This is a genomic window from Pseudoalteromonas sp. S3178 (genome assembly GCF_005886985.1).
Lineage (GTDB): Bacteria > Pseudomonadota > Gammaproteobacteria > Enterobacterales > Alteromonadaceae > Pseudoalteromonas > Pseudoalteromonas carrageenovora.
The window spans coordinates 1-522 of sequence record NZ_PNCW01000211.1; the positions used below are offsets into that span (position 1 = coordinate 1).

Below are 522 nucleotides of genomic sequence, written 5' to 3' on the forward strand. Positions count from 1 at the left end.
GACGGCTCATACTTTGCGTAATTTTATAGCGCCATAATCTTTGACGATATCTCAAACTTGTATAATGGCTGCCTTGGTCTGAATGGAATATCAGTCCGCTAGGCTTAGCACGACTTTCATAAGCTATTTCTAACGCTTTTAATGTTAGATTGGTGTCAGGCGAGAATGACATCGCCCAACCCACAACCTTGCGAGCAAACAAGTCGATAACAACTGCTAAATATGCCCAGCGGTTTCCAGTCCAAACATAAGTGACATCAACGCACCACACAGTATTTGGCTCAACAACATCAAACTGCCTATCTAGTTTATTAGATATCTCAAGATGCTCATTGCCACCACGTTTATATTTGTGCTGTGGTACTTGGCAGCTTGTTAAATTTAACTTGGTCATCAGCTTTGTAGCGCGATAACGGCTTAACTTGTAACCATTGTTTGTAATTATTCCAGCAATGGTACGTGCGCCAGCAGAGCCATTACTCAGCTTATGAATTGCTTTTACTTCAGCTTCTAAGCGAAGTT

Annotated in this window: 1 protein-coding gene; it reads right to left on the bottom strand. The window is 41.6% G+C overall.

What is annotated here, in order from left to right:
• Positions 1-522: IS3 family transposase (locus CWC11_RS20665; protein ID WP_138684168.1), on the bottom strand; the 522-nt coding region annotated here is incomplete at both ends.